Genomic DNA, 19,024 nt, shown 5'->3' on the forward strand with positions numbered 1-19,024 from the left:
GTTAGGGTCATGCCGTGGCCACCAGTCCCCCGTTCCCGACGTATCCACCGCACCCCGACCCCGGCGTCCCCGGCGGCGTTTTCCGGCATCGGCACTGGTGGCAGCGCGCCTCGGTGCGCTACGGAGCCCTCATCACCCTGCTCGCCCTCTCCGGGCTGGTCATCCTCGCCCTGGTACGCCGGGAGACCGGCACCGAGGGCTTCCTGGTCGGTCTGGGCCTCGCCGTGCTGCCGGTGCCGCTGCTCGTCGCCGCGTTCGTCTGGCTGGACCGGGTCGACCCGGCTCCGTGGCGGAACCTGCTGTTCGCGTTCGCCTGGGGGGCCTGTGCGGCGGCGCTGATCGCCATCATCGCGAACAGTTTCGCGACCCGGTGGATAGCCACCTCGACGGCCGACCCGGTCGACGCGAACACCATCGGGGCGACCGTGGTGGCGCCCATCGTGGAGGAGTCCTCGAAGGCCGCCGCCGTCCTGCTCGTCTTCCTCTTCCGCCGCCGCCACTTCACCGGGATCGTCGACGGGGTGGTGACGGCCGGTGTCACCGCCACCGGCTTCGCCTTCACCGAGAACATCCTCTACCTGGGAAACGCCTTCGGCTCCGACCAGCTCAGCGGCGGCCGCGGGATACCCTCCGTCACCGCGGCGACCTTCTTCGTGCGCGTCGTCATGTCGCCGTTCGCGCACCCCTTGTTCACCGTGTGCACCGGCATCGGCTTCGGCATCGCCGCGCTCTCCGCCGAGCGGCAGCGGCTGCGCCGCTTCCTCGTCCCTCCGTGCGGGCTGCTGCTCGCGATGGGCATGCACGCCTTCTGGAACGGCTCGGCGACCTTCGGCCCGCTCGGGTTCTTCGCCGTCTACGGCGGATTCATGGCGCCCGCGTTCGGGCTGCTGACCTGGCTGGTGATCTGGATCAGGCAGCGTGAGCTGCGGGCCGTGCGCGAGGAACTGCCGGCGTACGTCGCCGCGGGCTGGCTGACGCCGGCCGAGCCGTTCGCGCTCGGCTCGATGCGGGCCCGCCGCACGGCCCGCGACTACGCCCGCCACCACCTCGGCAAACCCGCCGCACGGGAGGTCGCGGGGTACGAGGCGGACGCGACGACGCTGGCGTTCCTGCGGCGCCGCGCGCACCGGGGGCGGGCGGGCGCCGACTTCGCCGTGCGCGAGCAGGAGCTGCTGCAGAAGCTGTGGAGGCGGCGCGAGGCGGCGCGGCCGGCACTGGAGTACGCGGCGCGGGTGACCGCACCGCGCCGGCCGGCGGCGGCCTACCCACCGCTCCTGCCGGGCTACCCGCACCCGGCCTACCCCGGCTACCCGTACCCCGGGCCCCCCGGCCACCCGACCCGCCCGGCTCTCCCCCTCCAGCAGGTCTGGCGGGGTTCCGCAGCGGCCCCCGCCGGGCCGGCACCCGGGCCGGCACCGGTGCCGGCGCCCGGATCGGCCGGGGCGACGGCGGCCAGACCGCCGGTCCCGCCGCCATCCGGTCCGGCGCAGGCTTGGGGGCACGGAACGGCCCCGTCGGGGCAGGCGCACCACCCGTACCGGCCGTAGCCACCGGGCGCGCGGCCGTGGCGGCCGGGGAACACCGGGCCGGCCCGGACACCGGGCCGGCACCCCGCCGGACACCGGGCCGGCACCTCGCCGGACGCGGGCCCCGGCGGCTGCGCGGCGGGCGGGCGGGTCAGGCGGAGGCCTCGCTCAGCCTGGCCAGGTCCTCCTCGGTGAGCTCGAGGTCGGCCACGCCCAGCAGGGCCGGCAGTTGCTCCACGGTGCGCGCGGAGGCGATCGGGGCGGCGACCGTCGGGCGGGCGGCGAGCCAGGCCAGGGCCACCGTCGGCACGGGCCTGCCGTGGGCCTCGGCCACCTCGTCGAGAGCGGTGAGGACCTTCCGGCCCCGCTCGGTCTCCAGGTGCTTCGCGGCACCGCCGGCCCGCACGCTGTCGACCGTCGTGCCGGGCCGGTACTTGCCGGTGAGGAAGCCCGAGGCGAGCGCGTAGTACGGCACCGCCGCCAGACCGGCGCGCGCGGCGACGTCCTGCAGCGCGCCCTCGTAGGTGTCCCGCGAGACCAGGTTGTAGTGCGGTTGCAGTGCGACGTAGCGGGCGAGCCCCTCGCGGTCGGAGAAGTCGAGGGACGCCTGCAGCCGTTCGGCGGAGATGTTGGAGGCGGCGATGTGGCGGACCTTGCCCGCCTTCACCAGTTCGTCCAGCGCACCGATGATCTCCTCGACCGGCACTTCGGGCTTGTCGAAGTGGGTGTAGTACAGGTCGATGTGGTCGGTGCCCAGGCGGCGCAGCGAGGCGTCCGCGGCGGCCTTGATGGTGTCCGCGTTCAGGCCCCGGTACTCGGGGTGCTGGCTGACCTTCGTCGCGATCACCAGGTCGGAGCGGTTGCCGCGGGCGGCCGCCCACCTGCCGATGACGGTCTCTGACTCGCCGCCCCGGTTGCCCTCGGCCCAGGCCGAGTAGGAGTCGGCGGTGTCGATGAAGTTGCCTCCGGCGGCCGCGTAGGCGTCCAGCACGGCGAAGGACAGGTCCTGGTCGGCGGTCCAGCCGAAGACGTTGCCGCCGAGGGCGAGCGGGAAGACCTCCAGGTCGGAACTGCCGAGTTTGCGCAGAGAAGTCATGGTGTGCGTCAACGCGGCCGGTGCGTGCGGCTATTCCGGTGCGGGGTGACCGGCCCCGCCGCCTCCCCGCGGTCCCGGGTGGGCCGCGGTCTCCGTTCCCGGGCGGTGGCGGACGCCGCGCCGGCCGGCGGTCGTCGGGCCCGGTCCCGGGGTGCGGCCGCCGGCGCGGCGGAGGCCCGGCGGACCCGACGTCGGGGGGTGCCGTCAGGACCGCCGGGGGTCAGGGGTGCGAGTGGGAAGCGGAGCGCCACCCTGAGGGACACTCCCGGTGGGGGCGGCAGGGTTCCGGGCGCGGGGAGCCCGCCGAGGTCGGGGACCCGGCGCCCGCATCGGGTCCGGGCGGGGCGCGGAACCGCCCCGGGGAACGGGAGGGAGCGCTGGTCAGGGAGTGAGGCCCTTGCCGCGCAGCCACGCCATCGGGTCGGTCGCGGTGGCCTGGCCGTTGGGGTGGACCTCCAGGTGCAGGTGGGGGCCCGTGACGTTGCCGGTGGCCCCCACCCGGCCGATGACATCACCGGTGCTGACCTTCTGGCCGACACTGACGTTGATCGACGACTGGTGGCAGAACCACAGCTCCGTGCCGTCGTCCAGGGTGAGGATCGTCCGGTAGCCGTAGGAACCGGCCCAGCCCGCCTCGGTGACGGTGCCGCTGTGCACCGCCTTGATCAGGGTGCCGGTGGGCGCGGCGAAGTCGAGGCCGGTGTGGTAGCCGGAGGACCACAGCGAGCCGGCCTCCCCGAAGGTGGAGGTGATGGTGTACGAGACGACCGGCAGCGTGTACTGGCGGGCCAGCGCGGCCAGGCGCTCGGCCTCGGCCTTCTTCGCGGCCTCCGCCTCGGCCTTCTTCTTGGCGGCGGCGGCTTCTTCGGCGGCCTTCTGCTCCGCGGCGGCGGCGGCCTTCTCGGTCTCCTCGGCGAGGGAGGCCTCGGTTGCGGCCTGTGCCTTGGCGTCGACCTGGACCTGCTGCGACTCGGCCTGGGCCATGATGCGGTTGCGCAGCGCCTCTCCGGCGTCGGCCGAGCCCTGCCGGCTGTCGGAGACGGTCATGCCGACGCCGCTGAGCGGCGCCGTGGCGGTTCCGCCCGCCGCATCCGCCTGCGAGCCACCGGCGTCGCCGGAACCGTCGGAGATGAGCGAACCGACGGAGGGCAGGTCGGGCAGCGAGATGGACACCGGCGGCTTGCCGGTCTGCGCGCTGGCCATGCCGCCCGCGCCGACGGCCGCGATGACGCCGACGCCCAGCACGGTGGAGCTGCGGGCGAGTCCGCCGCCGCGCTGCTTGACGACGCGGTGCCGACCGCGGACGGGACGGACGGACTCCTCGGTGGGGTTCCACTCCTCCCAGGGGCCTTCGTCGCTGCGGTGGTCGCCGTAGCCGAACGTCTCTGGGCCGCGCTGACTCGGCACGTACGGGGCCTCGGGGGCAAGCCGGTTGGACGCCACGCGGGCGTACTCCTTTCCTTCCGTCTCGCCTACCGGGTTAGCTGACGGGTTCGGAGCGGGAAGGTCTCCTACGCGCGCATGCCGACCGCCCTCAGACGGAGCCATGCGCCCGATTCACCCCAATACGGTGGTTCCCCGGTTCCCTGACGGGATTCGGCGCGTGAGCACGTAGCCGCCTCCTGTGACGGCTGGGACAAGCGCGCTGCGTTATCGAACGTTAATAGACGCGTAGGCGAGATTCCAAGCCGTTCGGCTTGATCATTAACATTTTCGGCCTGGACTTACAGGTCATGAACGGGCGAAAACGGGCTAGTTGACCCCGTCTCGAGAGGGGGGCGCCGAGCACCCCGAAACTGACGTTGTGTCAGTTGTTATCGGAGGGAGGTCGCCCGCTGACGTACCGTGACGACGTTCCCGACGCCTGCCCCGAGGACCGTCGCGGCGATTTCCCGGTGGCCTTTCGACGGCCTCGGCGACGCCCTCCGCGGTGACCCCTACGCCGACTTCCGCGCCGGAATCCGTGACCGACGGAAGCCACCCGGCGCCGGGGACCGCCGCACCGGAGAGGACCGCGCCGCGCGAGCGGGCTCCACACTTCCCGTCACGCAGAAAAGCCGAGGGCCGGAAACCTTTCGGCTTCCGGCCCTCGGCCTTCAGTAGCGGGGACAGGATTTGAACCTGCGACCTCTGGGTTATGAGCCCAGCGAGCTACCGAGCTGCTCCACCCCGCGTCGGCGTGCCTTCACTGTACGGCATGTGCGGCGCGAAGAGCGAATCGATTCCCCCGGGCCCCTCACCACCGCCCGGAGCCCACCCTCGCCACCGGCACCACCGGCACCACCGGCACCCCCATCCCGCACCTCCGCCATCCCGCACCTCCGTCGGCCCCGCACCGGCCCCGGCGCCACCCCGCTTCCGCCACCGGCCGGTCCCGGCGGAGCCCGCCGGGCCCCGGAGAGGCCGCGGTCCGGGCCGGCCGGGCACGAACGATCGTCCGCGGGTCTCGTACGCTCGGCGGCACCGGCGGCGAGCAGCCGGCGGCCCGCGGCCCGGAGGGAACGGCCAGGATGAAGCGGTGCGGCAGCGGCCCGAGGGCCCGGGGTGCATTCCCCCGCGCACGGGGGACGGCACGCCCGGCGGCCGCCCTGCCGCCACCGACCCGCCACCCCGCCCACACCACGCCCGCCGGCCCGCCACCCCACCGGCCCGCCGGCCCGCCGGCCCGCCGACACCCGCGGGCCCCCCGACCCGCCTGGGCCCGCACACCCGCACACCCGCCCGCACACCCGCCCGCACATCGCCCGCCCTCCGTACGCACGAGCCCCGCCCTGGAGCACCCGATGCCCCTCCCCCACGTCCTCCTCTCCGCCGCCGTCTCCCTCGACGGCTACCTGGACGACACCGGCCCCGAGCGCCTCCTGCTCTCCAGCCCGGCCGACTTCGACCGGGTCGACGAGGTGCGGGCGTCGGTGGACGCGATCCTGGTCGGGGCCGGAACCATCCGCGCCGACAACCCGCGCCTGCTGGTCAACTCTCCGGAGCGGCGTGCCGCACGCGTCGCGGCGGGCCGGCCGGAGTTCCCGCTGAAGGTCGCGGTGACCGCGTCCGGCGATCTGGATCCGGCGGCCCGCTTCTGGCACACCGGCGGTGCCAAGCTGGTCTGTACGACGGACGAGGGCGCCGAGCGGGCCCGGCGGGCCGGCCTGGCGGCGGACGTCGTGTCCCTGGGCCCGGAGCTGCGCGACTGGCGGCCCCTGCTGGAGCACCTGTACGACGAGCGCGGCGTGCGGCGTCTCATGGTCGAGGGCGGCGGCACCGTCCACACCCAGCTTCTGCAGCAGGGCCTGGCCGACGAACTGCAGCTCGTCCTGGCCCCGCTCCTCGTGGGCGACCCGGACGCCCCCCGCCTGTTCGGGCCCGGCGCCTACCAGGGCGGACGGCTGCGCCTCCTGGAGACCCGCCGCATCGAGGACGTCGTCCTGGCCCGCTACGCCCCCACGGCGCCGGGCACCGGACCGGCGGTCTCGGCCGCCGACCGCCGGTGGCTGGAGCTGGCCTGCGACCTCGCGGCGCAGTGCCCCCCGTCGGAGACCGCGTTCTCGGTGGGCGCGGTGGTCGTCGCGTCCGACGGGTCCGAACTGGCCCGCGGCCACTCCCGCGAGGGAGCGGACCCGGTGGTGCACGCGGAGGAGGCGGCCCTGGCCAAGATCTCGCCCGGCGACCCGCGGCTGGCCACCGCCACCGTCTTCAGCAGCCTGGAGCCCTGCGCCCGCCGCGCCTCCCGCCCCGCCCCGTGCGCCCGGCTGATCCTGGACGCGGGCGTCCGCCGGGTGGTGACCGCCTGGCGCGAGCCGGACACCTTCGTCGCGGGCGCCGACGGGAACGCGTTGCTGACGTCGGGCGGCGCCGTCGTCGTCGTACTGCCGGAGTACGAGCAGCGGGCCAAGGAACCGAACCGGCACCTGGTGGGGGGCTGACTCCGCCGGGGCGGCGGTCCTTCCACCGGATGGCGGCACCGGTCCCTCCGTCACCGCCTCCGGCGTGCGCACGCGCGGCGACCGTGACGCAATGGTCCGGTGATGCCCTCCACGCACTTTTCAGGACGTCCGACATGCGCAGCCGCCGGGCGGCGCCCGGGCTGCCACGACGAAGAGCGAGCCACCCCATGAGCACTGGTGCACCCCGCGCACGGAACCCCGTCCGGCAGCGCCCGGTCGCCGGAACACTGGCCGGGCTGGGGCTGGCGGCGCTGACCGCCGCGTCGCTCGTCTCCTGCAGCACGGACAGCGGCGGCAGCAGCCCTTCGTTCACTCCCACTCCCACCGGGCCGGAGACCGCCTCGTTCTCCGGCACCCCGCCGTCCGCCCTCTCCTCGCTCGGGGCGTCCGTCAAGGCGTCGGCCCGTGCCAGGGCCTCGGCCGCGGCATCCTCCGCCTCGGCCCGCGCCTCGGAGTTCGAGGCATCGGTCTCGGCCGAGGCGGAGCGCGCCAACGCGGCCGCCCGGAAGGCGCTCGAGAACGTCGAGGGCCGGGGCAACGCGATCTCCGACGTATCGCTCACCGGCATGCCGACACCCCAGACGGGCGGCCTGCTCGCCCTGATCGTGAACATCACCAACAGCACCGACAAGACCGCCTCCTACGCCGTGCAGGTCGACTTCCGGGACCCCGACGGCAAGGTCGCCGAGACCCGCTACGTCGGCGCCGAGGACCTGAAGCCGGGCGAGAAGGCGCACCCCCTCGCCATCAGCCGCAAGCCCCTGGAACCCAGGCTCACCGCCGAGATCGCCAAGGCTCAGCGCTACTGAGCGGCCCGGTACCGGCCCGCGGTGCAGCGCGCCGTGGCGGGAACCGTCCCGTGCGGGCCGGTCGGCAGGCAGGCCCCTCTCCCGGTCTCCGAGCCGTCGGAGGGTGGCCACGTCGTTGCGGCCGTGCCCGCAGGCGGGCGGCGGTATGTTGAAGCCCTGCGGAAGGAGCCCTGTATGGAGTCGCCTTCGCGCGGCGTGGCCGACCGGCCGGCCAGGACGGGGCGTCCGCGTGTCACCTCGCGTGCCGATCTGGAGCGGCTCGGCTTCGAGTTGTTCGCACGGCAGGGCTTCGACTCCACGACGGTCGACGACATCGCGGGGGCCGCCGGTATCGGCCGACGGACCTTCTTCCGCTACTTCGCCTCGAAGAACGACCTGGTCTGGGGCGACTTCGAGGAGCAACTGAGCAGGTTCCGGACCCTGCTGGACGCCTCCGACCCCGGTGTGCCGGTGATGGCGGCGCTGCGCGAGGGCGTCGTGGAGTTCAACCGGTTCGACGCGGGCGTGGTGCCCTGGCACCGGCAGCGGATGGAACTCATCCTGACGGTGCCCACCCTTCAGGCCGATTCCGCCTTGCGCTACGCGTCATGGCGCGCGATCGTGGCCGACTTCGTGGCGCGGCGCCTGGGTCTGCCGCCGTCCCACATGGTGCCGCGGCTGTTCGGCCACACCGTGCTCGCCGCCGCGGTCACGGCGTACGAGCACTGGCTGGCGGAGGAGGGCGCCGAGCTGAGCGGGCTGCTCGACCTCGCCTTCCGGCGGCTGGACGAGGGCTTGGGCGCCGTGTGACCGCGTCAGGGCAGGTCGCGCCGGATCGCGTCGGCGATCAGCTCGCCCACGAGGACGGCCGTCGCGGCGGGGCCGCGGTGGGGGGTGTCCGGGAGGACGGAGGTGTCCGCGACGCGCAGCGCGCGGACGCCGTGCACCCGGCCGAACTGGTCGACCGCGCCGCGGGCGGGGCCGTCGACGGGCCCCATCGGGACGGTTCCGCAGGTGTGCTGGGCCGTGCCGAGACGGCCGCGGATCCAGTGGTCCAGGGCGCGGTCGTCGTCGAGGAAGCGGGACACCGGTTCGGTCAGGCCGGAGGTGAGTGCCGCGAAGGGGGGCGTGCCGAGGAGTTCCGCGGTGACGCGAACGGCGGTCCGCAGCCGGTGCCGGACCTCCGGGGAGCTCGGATAGCGGTAGTCGATACGGGGCGGCACAGCGGGGTCGGCGGACCGTAGGCGCAGGCGCCCGGTGGGATGGGGGAGTTGAACGGAGGCGAGGAAGGGGAGCGGGGCGCCGGGGACGCGCACGGCACCGCCGGTGAGTCCGGCCAGGGGAATCAGGGACTGGAGGATCTCCACATCGCCCGGGCCGCGACCGGCACGCGGGGCCGAGGTGCCTGCGGAGGACAGATGCAGGCAGCCGCCGAGCCAGGACCCGGCGGGCTCGCCCAGGTCGTGGTGCGGTGCCCAGTCGAGCACGAGCTGCGGGTGGTCGCCGAAGCGGGTGCCGACCGCGGGCGCGTCGTGGACCACGGGGACACCGATGCGCCGGAGGTCGGCGTGCGGGCCGATCCCGGAGAGCAGGAGAAGGCGCGGGGTGGCGAGGGCGCCTGCGCTGAGAACGACGGTGCCCGCGTCGAACCTGGTGCGGTCGCCGCCGCGTTCGGCCAGCACACCGGTGGCGCGGCCTCGCTCCACGACGACACGCTGGACCGAACAGCCATCGGCAACGGTGAGGTTGGGGCGGTCGAGCACCTCGGGCGGCAGGTAGCTGAGCCCGGTGTTGCGGCGCACGCCGTCGACCGAGTTGGAGGGCACGGGGCCGAAGCCCGCGGGGGCCTGGTCGTTCTTGTCGGGTTCGGCAGGGAAGCCCAGTGCGCGGGCGGCCTCGCGGAACGCGGAGGCGGCCGGGTGCGCCAGGCGGCTGCGCGTGATCCGCATCGGCCCGCTCTGCCCGTGCGCCGGGCCGGGACCGAAGTCGAGGTCGGTCTCCAGGGCGCGCAGCAGGGGCAGGACGTTGTCGTGGGCCCAGGCGGGGTTCCCCGCGGCGGCCCAGCGGTCGAAGTCCTCGCGCCGGGCCCGGATGAAGTAGCCGCCGTTGACCGTGGTGGATCCGCCGAGGACACGCCCGCGGGGCACCTGCCACGGCCGGTGCGGAGCCAGTCGTACGGCGTGGGCGTGCACGGCCGGATGATCCGGCTGTGCGCCCGGCACCAACCGCGCGTCGAGCAGTGCGGGGCCGAACCCGGCCGCACCGCGGGGAACTCGGCCGGCTTCCAGCAGCAGCACGTTCCGGTCGGCGTCCTCGCTCAGCCGGGCCGCGAGGACGGCACCGGCGCCTCCGGCGCCGACCACGACGACGTCGGGCCGGGGGTTCACGGCAGTCGGCCCGCAGCCGCGCGGACGTCGACGGCGGCGACGAGAGCGGGGTACCGGCCTGGTGTCATGGCTCAGGATCCAAGCCCGCCAAGGCCGTTGGGCGCAAGGCCTCGCCCGTTCGCAGCGGTGTCCTCGACCGTCGGCCCTTCCTTTTGGCACCGCATGCCAGTACTGTTCCCGGGACGCACGGTGCGGTCGGCACGACACACGCCCGACCGAGTGCGGCCCGCTCTGCCCTGCTCCCCCCTGCGCCACCACTCGGATCCTCAAGGGAGAGTCACATGCACGAGCCCAACCCGTCCGGCACCGACTCCGACTCGGCCGACCGGACGCCCCCGTCCGCCGCAGCCACCGACGAATCCCCCCTCGCCGTGGACGATTTGATCGAAGAGATCTCGATCGACGGCATGTGCGGCGTCTACTAGAGCCGGCCCCCACGATGTCCGCCGGACCCTCGTCCGTCACCGACCTCGACCTGGACCGCGCCTGGGACCTGCATCCGCAGGTCGCGGTCCGGCCGGAGCCCTTCGGCGCCCTGCTGTACCACTTCGGCACCCGGCAACTGACCTTCCTCAAGGACCGCGGGCTCCTCCACGTGCTCCAGGCCCTCGCCTCGGCACCCACCGCTCGGGCCGCCTGCACGGCCGCCGACGTCGCCGACGGGGACGTCCTCCGGTACGGCAGGGCCATGGCGGCCCTGGCCCGCTCGTCGATGCTGGTCGAAAGGAAACCGACCGCATGACCCATGCCATCCCCGTGACGACCCGGCCCGGCTCCCGCCTGGTGGACCTGTTCGAGTACGGCCTCGCCGCCCCGATCTGCCTGACGTGGGAACTCACTTACGCCTGCAACCTGTCGTGCACCCACTGCCTGTCCAGCTCCGGCCGCCGGGACCCGAGGGAGCTGACCACCGCCGAGGCCGAGGCCGTCATCGACGAACTGCAGGCCATGCAGGTCTTCTACGTCAACATCGGCGGCGGCGAGCCCACGGTCCGCCCCGACTTCTGGGAACTGCTCGACTACGCCACCGCCCGTCGCATCGGTGTCAAGTTCTCCACGAACGGTGCGCGGATCACCCCGGAGACCGCCCGGCGTATCGCCGCCGACGACTACGTCGACGTGCAGATCTCGCTCGACGGCGCCACCGCCGAGGTCAACGACGCGGTGCGCGGGTCCGGTTCGTACGACACCGCGCTGCGCGCGATGCGCCACCTGGCCGCCGCCGGGGCGAAGAACTTCAAGCTGTCGGTCGTCTGCACCCGGTACAACATCCCGCAGATGGACGACTTCAAGGTGCTCGCCGACCGGTACGGTGCGCAACTGCGGCTGACCCGGCTGCGCCCTTCCGGGCGGGGCGCCGACGTCTGGGACGAACTGCACCCCCTGCCCGGGCAGCAACGGCAGCTCTACGACTGGCTGGTCGCGCACGGCGACACGGTGCTCACCGGGGACTCCTTCTTCCACCTGTCCGCCTTCGGACAGGCGTTGCCGGGTCTGAACCTGTGCGGCGCCGGGCGCGTGGTGTGTCTGATCGACCCGGTCGGCGATGTGTACGCGTGCCCGTTCGCCATCCACGACGAGTTCCTCGCCGGCAGCGTCCGCGGGCCGGACGGGTTCGTCGGCGTGTGGCGCGACTCCGACCTGTTCCGGCGGCTGCGCGAGCCGCAACAGGGAGGGGCGTGCCACTCGTGCGCCTTCTACGACACCTGCAAGGGCGGCTGCATGGCCGCCAAGTTCTTCACCGGACTGCCGCTCGACGGGCCCGATCCCGAATGCGTCCGGGGACACGGCGAGAAACTGCTCGCCGAACGGGGCCGCACCGTACCCAAGCCGTCGGGTGACCACTCCCACCGCACCGCGGCCCGCCCCCGTCCCGTCGACGTCGTCCTCACCCGGCGCGCGGACCTCGACCGGCCTCCGGTCGCTGCGTGCTGTGAGGACCCCCTGGCCGACCCGGCCGACGGCACGACCTGACGTCCCCAGCGAGAGAGAGTCCCCGGCAATGGGCAGAAACCCCTGGTTCGAGACCGTCGCGGAGGCGCAGCGACGCGCCGAGAAGTACCTTCCGAGCACCGTCTACGGCGCACTCGTGGCCGGCTCCGAACGCGGCCGGACCATCGACGACAACACCGCTGCGTTCGCCGAACTGGGCTTCGCTCCCCGGGTCGTGGGCCATCACGCCGAGCGGAACCTGGGCACCACCGTGCTCGGGGTGGAGTCCGCGCTGCCGGTGGTGATCTCACCGACCGGTGTCCAGGCGGTCCACCCCGACGGCGAGGTGGCCGTCGCACGCGCGGCGGCGAACCGAGGCGTGATCATGGGGCTGAGCTCGTTCGCCAGCATGCCCGTGGAAGAGGTCGTCCGGGCCAACGCGAACACGTTCTACCAGATGTACTGGATGGGCAGCCGGGAGGCCATGGCCCGGCAGATGGAGCACGCCCGGGCGGCCGGGGCCAGAGCACTGATCGCCACCCTGGACTGGTCGTTCTCCCACGGACGGGACTGGGGCAGTCCGGCGATCCCCGAGCGGATCGACCTCAGGACGGCACTCCGGTTCGCGCCCGACGTCCTGCCGCACCCGCGCTGGCTGTGGGCGTTCGCCTCGTCCCGGCGGCTGCCCGACCTGACCGTCCCCAACCTCCGGCCGGCCGGGGGCCCGGCCCCCACCTTCTTCGGCGCGTACGGCGAGTGGATGCAGACGACGCCGCCCACCTGGGACGACGTCAAGTGGCTGCGGGAGGAGTGGGGCGGCGCGTTCCTGCTGAAGGGCGTGGCCCGGGTCGACGACGCGAGGCGCGCCGTCGACGCCGGCGTCTCCGGCATCTCGGTGTCCAATCACGGCGGGAACAACCTGGACACCACTCCCGCCACCATCCGCCTGCTGCCCGCGATCGCCGAGGCGGTGGGTGACCAGATCGAGGTGCTGCTCGACGGCGGCGTCCGGCGGGGCGGCGACGTCGCCAAGGCCCTGGCCCTCGGCGCCCGTGCCGTCCTCATCGGCCGCGCCTACCTGTGGGGGCTCGCCGCGAACGGGCAGGCGGGCGTGGAGAACGTGCTGGACATCCTCCGCTCCGGCCTGGACTCCGCGGTCCTCGGCCTCGGGCACTCCTCCGCCGCCGAGCTGGGCCCGGACGACTTGGTGGTCCCGGACGGCTTCACCCGCGCCCTCGGTGTTCCGCGTGCCGTGGGGTGACGGGGTGGAGCTGGCGCGGTCGGCGTGGCCCGAGGTCGCGGAGGGTGCGCTGGTCCTGGTGCCCGTCGGCTCCGTCGAGCAGCACGGGCCGCACCTCCCGCTGCACACCGACGGCGTCATCGCCGAGGCCGTGGCCCGCGGCGCGGCCCGTCGGCTCTCCGCACGGCCGGCCCTGGCGGCGCCCTGCATCGCGTACGGCGCCAGCGGGGAACACGCGGGTTTCCCGGGGACGGTGTCCATCGGGCTGGAGGCACTGCGCATCGTCCTGGTGGAGACGGTGCGGTCGCTGTCGCTGTGGGCCGGCCGCACCGTCCTCGTCAACGGGCACGGCGGCAACGCCGTCGCCGTCGGCACGGCCCTCGCGCAGCTCCGCGGCGAGGGCCACGACGTGGCGTGGCTCGGCTGCGGGACACCCGGCGGTGACGCGCACGCCGGCCGCAGCGAGACGTCCCTGATGCTGCACCTGGCGCCCGAGCAGGTCCGGCTGTCCGCCGCGGTCGCCGGCGACACCCGGCCGCTGGAGGTGCTGCTGCCGCACCTCGTGGCCGATGGGGTGCGTGCGGTCTCCCCGTCCGGAGTGCTCGGCGATCCGACCGGTGCCACGGCCGAGCAGGGGCGTGCCCTGCTCGAGGAGATGGTGTCCACGGCCGTGCGGCTCGTCACCGCGGGACGGGCCGACGCCCGTGGCCGTCTCGTCGACGCCGGGGACGCGCCGCGTCCCGCCGGCGGACGGGAGCCGACGCGCCCATGACGCTCCCGCACGGCTTCGTGGTCACCCTCGACAGGACCACCCGGGTCCTCGACTCCGGGCGGACCCTCCTGGGCGGCCATCCGACCCGCCTGCTGCGGCTCGGCCCCCGGGCCGTGCCGCTGCTCACCGGACGCACGCTGCGGGTGCGCTGCGCGGCCGGTGCCGTCCTCGCCGAGCGCCTGCTGGACACCGGCCTCGCCCAGCCGTCCGTGCGGGACCTGCCGCCGCTTCCCGGCCCCGGCGGCTCCGGTCCGGCGTGCAGCTACGTCGTCCCGGTCCGCGACCGGCCGTACGAGCTCGACCGTCTCCTGGCGAGTATCCGGCCCCCGGCCGGCACCCCGGTCATCGTCGTGGACGACGCCTCCCGCAGCCCCGGCCCGGTCGCCGCCGTCGCCGCACGGCACGAGGCCCGTCTGATCGCCCTCACCACCAACCTCGGGCCTGCGGGCGCCCGCAACGCCGGACTGCGCGAGGTCGCCACGCCCTACGTGGCGTTCGTCGACTCCGATGTCGTACTCGCGCCCGGGACGGTGCCCACGCTGCTGCGGCACTTCACCGACCCCGAAGTCGCCCTGGCCGCGCCCAGGATCACCGCGCTGGCCACTGCGGACTCCGGCCGCTGGCTCGGCCGCTACGAGAGCGTCCGCTCCTCGCTGGACCTCGGCGGCCACCCGGCCGCCGTCCGCCCCGGCACCCCGGTCTCCTGGGTGCCCGGAGCATGCGTGGTCGCCCGGACGGACGTGCTGCGGAGCCTGGGCGGCTTCGACGCCGGGATGCGGGTGGGTGAGGACGTCGACCTGTGCTGGCGGGTCGTCCGGGCCGGGCACCGGGTCCGCTACGAACCCGCTGCCCAGGCCGCCCACGAGCACCGGGTGAACCATGTCGACTGGTTCCGCCGCAAGGCCTTCTACGGCACCGGTGCCCACCCCCTCGCCGAGCGGCACCCGGAGCACATGGCCCCCGCCGTGCTGGCGCCCTGGTGCGCGGCACTGCTCCTCGCCCTGCTCGCGCAGCGGCGCTGGTCCCTACCCGTCGCGGGAAGCATCGCGATCGGCGTCACCGCCCGCAACGTGGAGAAGCTGAAAGGGGTCGAGCGGCCGGTGCGGCACGCCGTGCGGCTCACCGGACTGGGCACGCTGGCGGCGCTCGGCCAGGGCGCGGCGCTGCTGACCCGCCACTGGTGGCCGCTCACCGCCGTCGGCTGCCTCGCCTCGCGCCGGGTACGGCGGGCGGCGGCGGTGGCGGCCGTCACCGACGTCGCCCTGGAACTGCCGGGCCGGCGCTACGCCGCCGCCCGGCCGCGTCCCGTCGCCTACGGCATCGCACGGCGCCTCGACGACCTCGCCTACGGCTCCGGCGTATGGATCTCCGCACTGAGAGGCCGCTCGACGGCGGCGCTGCGCCCCCGCGTCGCGTACCGAAACGGCGTGCGCCGCCTGCTCCCGAGGCGGCGCGGGCCGCGTCGCCTCAGGCGCGGCGCAGCGTGATGTCGCCGCTGGCCGTGGTGATGTCCGCGATGACCTCTCCGCCTCCCTCGGAGGGGGCGCCGTCGACGAGGTCGCCGTGACGGTCACCGCTCCTGGTGCGCAGGCTGGTCCGCACGCCCATGCCCCGGGCCACGCCGACGCTGACGTCGCCGGACGACGTGGTGGCCTGCACGAGGCCGCCGCGGACCGTCTCGATGCGGACGTCACCGGAGGAGGTCTCGACGCGGACCTCCCGCTCGGCGGTGCCCAGCCGCATGTCGCCGCTCGCGGACTTGCCGCTGACCGGGCCGCCCGCGTGCGCCACCCGCATCCCGCCGGAACGGGTGGCGAAGGTCAGGGAGCCGCCGACGCTGCCCAGCCGGGTGTCCCCGGAGGCCAGGTCGAGGTGTACGTCGCCGATGACGCTGTCGGCCTCCACACCGCCTGAGCCCGTGTCGGCCACGAGCGCTGCGAGCGGACCGTGCGAGACGAGGTCGGCCGAATCGGAGGCGTACTCCAGCGCCGAGCCCGCCGGCACCGTGACGGAGAGCCGGATGCGTCCCTTGAGCCGGTCGCCCGGCTGTCCCCGGTCCACGGACAGGACACCGTTGTGGTAGCTCACCTCGGTGCTCTCGGCCGCCTTGCGGTCGCCGGAGCGCCAGGACACCGCCGGGGCCACCTCGACGGTGACGCCGGGGGCGTCGCCCGCCCGGACCGCGCAGCTTCCTCCGGTGATGCGCACCCGCGCGGTCACCGGGCCGTCCGCCATGAATTCGTAGAACGCCATCGCGCCTTCACCAATCGTCAGAGCGGGCTCGGGGGCCCGCATGGGGGGGGTCAAGTCCAGGGATCGGTGCCCGCCGACGTCCGGTGCCCGGCGGCCGGTCGGTCACGGCTGGACCGGCACCGTCCGGGACGTCTTGGCCACTCGGGCGGTCGGAGCCGTCCGAGTGGTTTGGGCCGTCCGGGTGGTTTGGGTCGTCCGGGTGGTCGGTGGCCGGCGGGCCGTGCCGCCCGTGGCCGGCAGGGACCGCGGCGGGCCGTTGCCGTGGCCGTCGGGGGCGGGCGAGGGCGGCGGCACGCCGTCGTCGAGTCCGATCAACCGGCCGACCAGGGGGGACCAGGTCAGGCGGACGCTCACCTGAGCGCTGCCCACCAGATCGTCCCAGGGCATCACCGTGTGCACTGCGCGCACCTGACCGGTGGGGGCGGTCGCGAGCGGCGGGGCGTCGTCCTCCTCCGCCGCGGGAGAGGGGAGGACGGACGGCGGGGCGTCGGTCGTCGGCAGGGGCGCGGCCAGCCGGGCGAGGGCGGTGCGCGCGCAGGTGCGCACCGCGTCCCACCGTCGTTGCCGCGCCGAGGCGCGGTCCTGCGGCGGATACGGGAGGCGGGTCACGGTGCCGCCTCGGCACCGGTACCGGTCGAAGATGTCGTCGGCATTGCGTCAGGCTAGGGCCGGCTCCGAAGCGTGGGACACCCCCGACGGACCCCTGTTCCCGCCTGCCGACGGCGGGGCCGCGGCAGTGGGCGGTAAGGGGTGCGGCACGGCGGGGAGCCGGGACCGGACGCGTGTGGTCCATCCCCGGACTCAGTTCTGGTCGAGGTAGGCGAGGACCGCGAGGACCCTGCGGTTGTCGTCCTCGGACTGGGCCAGGCCGAGCTTGCCGAAGATGTTGGCGGTGTGCTTGGCGACCGCGCGTTCGGTCATGCAGAGTTGGGCGGAGATGGCGGCGTTGGAGCGTCCTTGCGCCATCAGCTCCATCACCTCGGTCTCGCGCTTGGTCAGTCGACCGATCGAGGTTCCCTCCGAGGACTGCCTGGCCACCAGCTGCGAGATGACCTGGGGGTCCATGGCGGTACCGCCGCCCGCCACCCTGCGCACCGCGTCGACGAACTGGTCGGCGTCGAAGACGCGGTCCTTCAGCAGGTATCCGATCCCGCCGCTGCCGTCGGCCAGCAGCTCGCGCGCGTACAACTGCTCGACGTGCTGGGAGAGCACGAGCACGGGCATTCCGGGCCGCTTCCGGCGGGCGGCCAGCGCGCAGCGCAGCCCCTCGTCGGTGTGGGAGGGGGGCAGCCGGACGTCGACGACGGCCACCTCCAGACGGCTGTCGTCGAGGGCACGGCTGAGATCGGGCCCGTTGTCGACCGCCGCGAGAACCTCGAAGCCGTAGGCCTCGAACAGGCGGATCAGCCCGTCGCGTAAGAGGAAGAGGTCTTCGGCGAGCACCACGCGCACGGAGGTCTCCAACATTGCCGAGAGGTCGTCAGGGATCACGGAACCACGGGCGCCGAACGGGTGCCGGCGCCCGCCGTTGCGACGAATCTACCCAGTCCGCGTCCGCCCAAGTGGCAGTCGAGGCCCTGCGCCCCCTATCTTCTGTCCGTCACGGACGGGGGACGACCCCTCGTCCGCGGCGTGGCTCCGTGGAGAAGTGCGAGGTCAGTGGCGTAGGGGTGGTGGTAACCCCCGGGGGGACCGGAGGGAGTCCCCCCGACGGATCGGGTACCTGGCCTGCTGTCGGCACGGAACGTTCGTCCGCAGACTCGGCTGCATGACGTTCTCCACCGACGCTCCCACCGCGACCGCAGCGCCCGCCGCCCCCGCGCGGCCCTCCGGTGCCGGCAGCGATTTCGCCAGACTCTCCCAACGGATCAGCGCGGCGGGCCTGCTGGACCGGCGTCCGGGCTACTACGCGGTGCGGCTCGGCCTGGTGATCTCGGCTCTGCTGGGTGGCGGGGCGGCCTTCCTCGTACTCGGCGACACGTGGTGGCAGCTGGCCGTCGCCGCCGCCATGGCCTTCGTGTCCGGCCAAGTGGCGCTCGTCGCACACGATCTGGCTCACCGGCAGGTCTTCCATCGACGCCGTCCCAGCGCGACGTGGGGCCGCCTCCTCGGCAACCTCGCCATCGGCATGAGCTACGGGTGGTGGATGAACAAGCACACCCGTCACCACGCCAACCCCAACCACGAGGAGCTCGACCCCGACGTCGCTCCGGACATCCTGGTGTGGTCCACCGAGCAGGCGCGCAACAGCAGCGGCCTGGCCCGATTCATCGGGGGCCACCAGGCGTTACTCTTCTTCCCGCTGCTGACGCTGGAGGGCTTCAACCTGCACGTGTCGAGCCTGCGGGCGCTGCGCTCGCCCTCCATGAAGAACCGGTTGCTGGAGGGCGCGCTGCTCGTCCTGCACCTGGCGGCCTACCTGTCCGCGCTGTTCCTGGTGCTGTCCCCCGGCAAGGCCGTGGCGTTCCTCGCCGTGCACCAGTGCCTCTTCGGGGTGTACCTCGGCTGCGCGTTCGCCCCGAACCACAAGGGCATGCCCACCCTCACCGGCGACGAGCGGCCCGACTTCCTGCGGCGCCAGGTGCTCACCTCCCGCAACGTGCGGGGCAGTCGGCTCACGGACGTGATGCTCGGAGGGCTCAACTACCAGATCGAGCACCACCTGTTCCCGAGCATGCCCACGCCCCATCTGCGGCATGCCCAGGTGATCGTGCGGAAGTACTGCGCGGAGATCGGCGTGCCCTACTACGAGACCGGGCTGATCCGGTCCTACCGCGAGGCGCTCGCGCACCTGCACCGGGCGGGAGAGCCCATCAGGCGGCAGCGCAAGGCGACTTGACGGCCCACGCTTCCTGACGTACGTTTGTCACATACGTAAGTATGTATAGATCAGCGCTCCACCATGCGGCCGCCGAGCCGCAACCACGGACCGCCGCACCCCGACGCCACCCCCGTCGTCGGGGTGCGGCCCGGCCGGGACTTCCGACATCGCGGAAGCCCCGGCCTTTTTCGACGTGCGTACACACAGAGCGATCACCCGACACCCGTCAGCTACTAGCACAAAGCTTCACCAGAGGCGCGGGGGTTGG

General features: G+C 74.0%; 17 protein-coding genes, 1 tRNA gene and 1 riboswitch. Of the genes, 11 read left to right on the forward strand and 7 right to left on the reverse strand.

Annotated elements, in window-relative coordinates:
- Positions 1-14: 14 nt before the first annotated feature.
- Positions 15-1,547, forward strand: a complete 1,533-nt coding sequence (locus ACL02U_RS17835; RefSeq protein ID WP_412791838.1) for a PrsW family intramembrane metalloprotease — start codon at positions 15-17, stop codon at positions 1,545-1,547.
- 130 nt (positions 1,548-1,677) lie between these two features.
- Here ACL02U_RS17835 and ACL02U_RS17840 read toward each other — a convergent pair whose 3' ends face one another.
- The 3 genes from ACL02U_RS17840 to ACL02U_RS17850 all read right to left on the reverse strand — a co-directional run bounded on the left by ACL02U_RS17840 (position 1,678) and on the right by ACL02U_RS17850 (position 4,796).
- Positions 1,678-2,622, reverse strand: coding sequence for an aldo/keto reductase (locus ACL02U_RS17840; RefSeq protein WP_412791839.1), 945 nt, complete (start codon positions 2,620-2,622; stop codon positions 1,678-1,680).
- Positions 2,623-3,003: 381 nt separating this feature from the next.
- Positions 3,004-4,065 (reverse strand): M23 family metallopeptidase, encoded by a 1,062-nt coding sequence (locus tag ACL02U_RS17845; RefSeq protein ID WP_412791840.1) that lies wholly within the window; start codon positions 4,063-4,065, stop codon positions 3,004-3,006.
- An 11-nt stretch (positions 4,066-4,076) separates the two neighbouring features.
- Positions 4,077-4,234, reverse strand: a riboswitch (cyclic di-AMP (ydaO/yuaA leader).
- Between the two features lie 488 nt (positions 4,235-4,722).
- Positions 4,723-4,796: transfer RNA gene (locus ACL02U_RS17850), tRNA-Met, on the reverse strand.
- Positions 4,797-5,405: 609 nt separating this feature from the next.
- Here ACL02U_RS17850 and ACL02U_RS17855 point away from each other — a divergent pair.
- The 3 genes from ACL02U_RS17855 (at position 5,406) to mftR (ending at position 8,161) form a co-directional block, all read left to right on the forward strand.
- Entirely contained in the window at positions 5,406-6,542 is a 1,137-nt protein-coding gene (locus ACL02U_RS17855; protein ID WP_412791841.1) for a dihydrofolate reductase family protein, read from the forward strand.
- A 188-nt stretch (positions 6,543-6,730) separates the two neighbouring features.
- Entirely contained in the window at positions 6,731-7,372 is a 642-nt protein-coding gene (locus ACL02U_RS17860; RefSeq protein ID WP_412791842.1) for a hypothetical protein, read from the forward strand.
- 174 nt (positions 7,373-7,546) lie between these two features.
- Entirely contained in the window at positions 7,547-8,161 is a 615-nt protein-coding gene (gene mftR / locus ACL02U_RS17865) for a mycofactocin system transcriptional regulator (protein ID WP_412791843.1), read from the forward strand.
- Between the two features lie 5 nt (positions 8,162-8,166).
- Here the strand turns inward: mftR and ACL02U_RS17870 are convergent, their stop codons facing one another.
- Positions 8,167-9,738, reverse strand: a complete 1,572-nt coding sequence (locus tag ACL02U_RS17870) for a GMC family oxidoreductase (protein WP_412791844.1) — start codon at positions 9,736-9,738, stop codon at positions 8,167-8,169.
- A 281-nt stretch (positions 9,739-10,019) separates the two neighbouring features.
- Here ACL02U_RS17870 and mftA point away from each other — a divergent pair, with 281 nt between their 5' ends.
- The 6 genes from mftA to mftF are packed head-to-tail and all read left to right on the forward strand — an operon-like array spanning position 10,020 to position 15,169.
- On the forward strand, positions 10,020-10,163 hold the full coding sequence (gene mftA / locus ACL02U_RS17875; RefSeq protein ID WP_412791845.1) for a mycofactocin precursor MftA: 144 nt from the start codon (positions 10,020-10,022) through the stop codon (positions 10,161-10,163).
- 14 nt (positions 10,164-10,177) lie between these two features.
- Positions 10,178-10,480, forward strand: coding sequence for a mycofactocin biosynthesis chaperone MftB (gene mftB / locus ACL02U_RS17880; RefSeq protein ID WP_412791846.1), 303 nt, complete (start codon positions 10,178-10,180; stop codon positions 10,478-10,480).
- Positions 10,477-11,712 (forward strand): mycofactocin radical SAM maturase, encoded by a 1,236-nt coding sequence (gene mftC, locus ACL02U_RS17885; RefSeq protein WP_412791847.1) that lies wholly within the window; start codon positions 10,477-10,479, stop codon positions 11,710-11,712. Before mftB ends, mftC begins: the two co-directional genes overlap by 4 nt.
- A 28-nt stretch (positions 11,713-11,740) precedes the next feature.
- Positions 11,741-12,931, forward strand: coding sequence for a pre-mycofactocin synthase MftD (gene mftD / locus ACL02U_RS17890; protein ID WP_412791848.1), 1,191 nt, complete (start codon positions 11,741-11,743; stop codon positions 12,929-12,931).
- Positions 12,918-13,682: a mycofactocin biosynthesis peptidyl-dipeptidase MftE gene (mftE, locus tag ACL02U_RS17895; RefSeq protein WP_412791849.1), complete on the forward strand. Its 765-nt coding sequence runs from the start codon at positions 12,918-12,920 to the stop codon at positions 13,680-13,682. Before mftD ends, mftE begins: the two co-directional genes overlap by 14 nt.
- Positions 13,679-15,169, forward strand: a complete 1,491-nt coding sequence (gene mftF / locus ACL02U_RS17900) for a mycofactocin biosynthesis glycosyltransferase MftF (RefSeq protein ID WP_412791850.1) — start codon at positions 13,679-13,681, stop codon at positions 15,167-15,169. Before mftE ends, mftF begins: the two co-directional genes overlap by 4 nt.
- Here the strand turns inward: mftF and ACL02U_RS17905 are convergent.
- From ACL02U_RS17905 to ACL02U_RS17915, 3 genes are all read right to left on the reverse strand, one after another.
- Positions 15,150-15,935 (reverse strand): DUF4097 family beta strand repeat-containing protein, encoded by a 786-nt coding sequence (locus ACL02U_RS17905; RefSeq protein ID WP_412791851.1) that lies wholly within the window; start codon positions 15,933-15,935, stop codon positions 15,150-15,152. The genes mftF and ACL02U_RS17905 overlap by 20 nt on opposite strands.
- A 102-nt stretch (positions 15,936-16,037) precedes the next feature.
- Positions 16,038-16,544, reverse strand: a complete 507-nt coding sequence (locus tag ACL02U_RS17910) for a hypothetical protein (protein WP_412791852.1) — start codon at positions 16,542-16,544, stop codon at positions 16,038-16,040.
- Between the two features lie 192 nt (positions 16,545-16,736).
- Entirely contained in the window at positions 16,737-17,387 is a 651-nt protein-coding gene (locus ACL02U_RS17915) for a LuxR C-terminal-related transcriptional regulator (RefSeq protein WP_412791894.1), read from the reverse strand.
- A 316-nt stretch (positions 17,388-17,703) separates the two neighbouring features.
- Here ACL02U_RS17915 and ACL02U_RS17920 point away from each other — a divergent pair, with 316 nt between their 5' ends.
- Positions 17,704-18,774: a fatty acid desaturase family protein gene (locus ACL02U_RS17920; protein ID WP_412791853.1), complete on the forward strand. Its 1,071-nt coding sequence runs from the start codon at positions 17,704-17,706 to the stop codon at positions 18,772-18,774.
- The last annotated feature ends 250 nt before the right edge of the window (positions 18,775-19,024 follow it).

It is taken from the genome of Streptomyces sp. MS06, from assembly GCF_047200655.1.
In the GTDB taxonomy this organism is placed as follows: domain Bacteria; phylum Actinomycetota; class Actinomycetes; order Streptomycetales; family Streptomycetaceae; genus Streptomyces.